Raw genomic sequence first — 4,056 nt, forward strand, 5'->3', positions numbered from 1 at the left:
GGCAGGAGAAGTCGTTCCAGCCGCTGGAGGTGGTACGGGCAGCGGTGCCGTCGTCCGCCACCGCCGGGCGGACGGTGCTGAGCGGGCAGGGCCGACCGGACGGGGCCGAGCGGGCGGGGCCACGGGCGGGCCGGTGCCGTACGGCACCGGGCCGCCGCACCACGGGGACGGGGGCGGGCCCGGCCGGACAGCGCCTAGCGCTTGCCCCCCGAGCGGGCGGCCTTCGGGGTCACCAGACGGCTGCCGGTCCAGTCCTTGCCCGCGTTGATGCTGCTGGTCTGCGCCAGGCCGGCGGTCTGCGCGGCCTCGCCGATGTCACTCGGCTCGACATATCCGTCGCGCCCGGTCTTCGGCGTCATCAGCCAGACCGGGGACCCGGAGTCGATCATCGTGGTGGCGTCCACCAGCGCGTCCGTCAGGTCGCCGTCGTCGTCGCGGAACCACAGCACAACGGCGTCGGCAACATCGTCGTAGTCCTCGTCGACGAGGTCCGTACCGGTGAGTTCCTCGATGGCCTCACGCAGCTCCTGCTCGGTGTCGTCGTCGTAACCGAGCTCCTGGACCACCTGTCCGGGCTGGAAACCCAGCCTGGCGGCAGGGTTGGTCCGCTCCTCCGCGTGGTCCGCGGTCGCGCTCACGGATTGCCTCCTGTCATATTTCGAGAAGATGCCTGTCACCCCACGCGTACGCGAGGTATTGGGCGTAGTCCACACGGGCCGGGCGGTTCGCGCAAGTACCCGGCCACTGATCCCGCCCAAACGTATGGGGGCGCCCCCATACGGCGTTATGCGGAGCATAGGGCGTTATGGGAGGACTCTTGCCGCATCTCCCATCATGACGGAACGGCCCGCGGTGATTCACCTCACAGGGGCGTACCGTGGGCCGGGAACCGGTGTACGGGCTCCGGGCGACCGGGAAGTGCGGAATCGGTCGCTCCGATTCCGGAATCGGCAACTCCGGTTGACCGGCGCCCGCAGCCGGAGCACCGGACCCGTGGGCGTAAGGTTGCGATTTGGCCGCATGGCAGCACGACTGCCGGAGGGCCCGGAATCTCACAGAGTGGCGTTACCGCCCAGTAGAGATGACGTTTCCGTCCCCTGAGGTACACGATGGGAGGCGGCGCGACACCAGCAGAGAGTGCCCTGACCACACGCAGGGCATGACCCGAACAGCGAAGGAACAGCGTGGCTTCCGGATCCGATCGCAACCCGATCATCATTGGCGGCCTTCCCAGCCAGGTCCCGGACTTTGATCCCGAAGAGACCGGGGAATGGCTCGACTCGCTCGACGCAGCCGTCGACGAGCGGGGCCGTGAACGTGCCCGCTACCTGATGCTCCGCCTGATCGAGCGTGCCCGCGAGAAGCGCGTGGCCGTGCCCGAGATGCGCAGCACGGACTACGTGAACACCATCGCGACCAAGGACGAGCCGTTCTTCCCCGGCAACGAGGAGATCGAGCGCAAGGTCCTCAACGCGACCCGGTGGAACGCGGCGGTGATGGTCTCCCGCGCGCAGCGTCCCGGTATCGGCGTCGGCGGCCACATCGCCACCTTCGCCTCTTCGGCGTCGCTCTACGACGTGGGCTTCAACCACTTCTTCCGCGGCAAGGACGAGGGCGACGGCGGTGACCAGATCTTCTTCCAGGGGCACGCGTCGCCGGGCATCTACGCCCGCGCGTACCTCCTGGACCGCCTGAACGAGCAGCAGCTCGACGCCTTCCGCCAGGAGAAGTCGAAGGCCCCCTACGGCCTCTCCAGCTACCCGCACCCGCGGCTGATGCCGGACTTCTGGGAGTTCCCGACCGTCTCCATGGGCCTCGGTCCGATGGGCGCGATCTACCAGGCGCGGATGAACCGCTACCTGGAGGCCCGCGGCATCGCGGACACCTCCAAGTCCCATGTGTGGGCCTACCTCGGCGACGGCGAGATGGACGAGCCGGAGTCGCTCGGCCAGCTGTCCATCGCCGCCCGTGAGGGCCTGGACAACCTGACCTTCGTGGTCAACTGCAACCTCCAGCGCCTCGACGGCCCGGTGCGCGGCAACGGCAAGATCATGCAGGAGCTGGAGTCGTACTTCCGCGGCGCCGGCTGGAACGTGATCAAGCTGGTCTGGGACCGCAGCTGGGACCCGCTGCTCGCGCAGGACCGGGACGGTGTGCTGGTCAACCGGCTGAACACCACCCCCGACGGCCAGTTCCAGACCTACGCCACCGAGACCGGCGCGTACATCCGCGACCACTTCTTCGGTGACGACCTGCGGCTGCGCAAGATGGTCGAGGGCATGACCGACGACCAGATCCTGCACCTGGGCCGCGGTGGCCACGACCACAAGAAGATCTACGCGGCGTACGCGGCGGCCAAGGCCCACAAGGGCCAGCCGACCGTGATCCTGGCGCAGACCGTCAAGGGCTGGACGCTCGGCCCGAACTTCGAGGGCCGCAACGCGACCCACCAGATGAAGAAGCTGACGGTCGACGACCTCAAGGGCTTCCGCGACCGGCTGCACCTGCCGATCCCGGACAAGGAGCTGGAGTCCGGCCTCCCGCCGTACTACCACCCGGGGCGCGACTCCGAGGAGATCCAGTACATGCACGACCGCCGCCAGGGTCTGGGCGGCTACGTGCCGACCCGGGTCGTGCGGTCGAAGCCGCTGAACCTCCCGGACGACAAGGCGTACGCGCCGGTCAAGAAGGGCTCCGGCCAGCAGTCGATCGCCACCACCATGGCGTTCGTCCGGCTGCTCAAGGACCTCATGCGGGACAAGGAGATCGGCAAGCGCTTCGTGCTGATCGCTCCGGACGAGTACCGGACCTTCGGCATGGACTCCTTCTTCCCGTCGGCGAAGATCTACAACCCGCTGGGCCAGCAGTACGAGGCCGTGGACCGGGAGCTGCTCCTGGCCTACAAGGAGTCCCCGACCGGCCAGATGCTGCACGACGGCATCTCCGAGGCGGGCTGCACGTCCTCGCTGATCGCCGCCGGATCGTCCTACGCGACGCACGGCGAGCCGCTGATCCCGGTGTACGTCTTCTACTCGATGTTCGGGTTCCAGCGCACCGGTGACCAGTTCTGGCAGATGGCGGACCAGCTGGCGCGCGGCTTCGTGCTGGGCGCGACCGCGGGCCGCACGACGCTGACCGGTGAGGGTCTGCAGCACGCGGACGGCCACTCGCAGCTGCTGGCCTCGACCAACCCGGCGGTCGTCGCGTACGACCCGGCCTACGGCTACGAGATCGCGCACATCGTCCAGGACGGTCTGCGCCGGATGTACGGCTCGTCCGACGAGCACCCGCACGGCGAGGACATCTTCTACTACCTCACCGTGTACAACGAGCCGATCCAGCACCCGGCCGAGCCGGGGGACGTGGACGTCGAGGGCATCCTCAAGGGCATCCACCGGATCAGCCAGGGCGAGCAGGGCGAGATCCCGGCCCAGATCCTCGCCTCCGGTGTGGCGGTGCCGTGGGCGGTCGAGGCGCAGCAGATCCTCGCCGAGGAGTGGAACGTCAAGGCGGACGTCTGGTCGGCGACCTCCTGGAACGAGCTGCGCCGCGACGCGGTCGAGACCGAGGAGCACAACCTCCTGCACCCGGAGGAGGAGCAGCGCGTTCCGTACATCACGCAGAAGCTCCAGAGCGCCGAGGGCCCGAAGGTGGCCGTGTCCGACTGGATGCGGGCCGTTCCGGACCAGATCGCTCGCTGGGTGCCGGGCAGCTACCAGTCGCTGGGCGCGGACGGGTTCGGCTTCGCCGACACCCGGGGTGCGGCGCGGCGCTTCTTCCACATCGATGCCCAGTCGATCGTCCTCGGCGTGCTCACCGAGCTCGCCAAGGAGGGCAAGGTCGACCGCTCGGTGCTGAAGCAGGCGATCGACCGCTACCAGCTGCTCGACGTGGCGGCGGCCGACCCGGGCGCCGCGGGCGGCGACGCGTGAGGACCCGCCTGTACGGCGTGTGAACGCACGGCGCGCCCCGGCCGGATGCCGACGCGAGACCGTCTTCAGTCCGACGCCGGCGCGTGCCGCGACGTCCTTCATGGTCGGCCGGGTGCTCTCTGCC

2 protein-coding genes are annotated in these 4,056 nt (G+C 69.0%); one reads left to right on the plus strand and one right to left on the minus strand.

The annotated features are described in order from the left end of the window. Positions 1-194 precede the first annotated feature (194 nt). Positions 195-638 (minus strand): DUF3052 domain-containing protein, encoded by a 444-nt coding sequence (locus ABT112_RS34765; protein ID WP_351515787.1) that lies wholly within the window; start codon positions 636-638, stop codon positions 195-197. Positions 639-1,184: 546 nt separating this feature from the next. Between ABT112_RS34765 and aceE the strand changes: the two genes are divergently transcribed. Beyond that, positions 1,185-3,932 (plus strand): pyruvate dehydrogenase (acetyl-transferring), homodimeric type, encoded by a 2,748-nt coding sequence (gene aceE, locus ABT112_RS34770; RefSeq protein ID WP_351515788.1) that lies wholly within the window; start codon positions 1,185-1,187, stop codon positions 3,930-3,932. Positions 3,933-4,056 lie beyond the last annotated feature (124 nt).

This window comes from Streptomyces sp. NPDC002055 (assembly GCF_040296705.1).
In the GTDB taxonomy this organism is placed as follows: Bacteria; Actinomycetota; Actinomycetes; order Streptomycetales; family Streptomycetaceae; genus Streptomyces.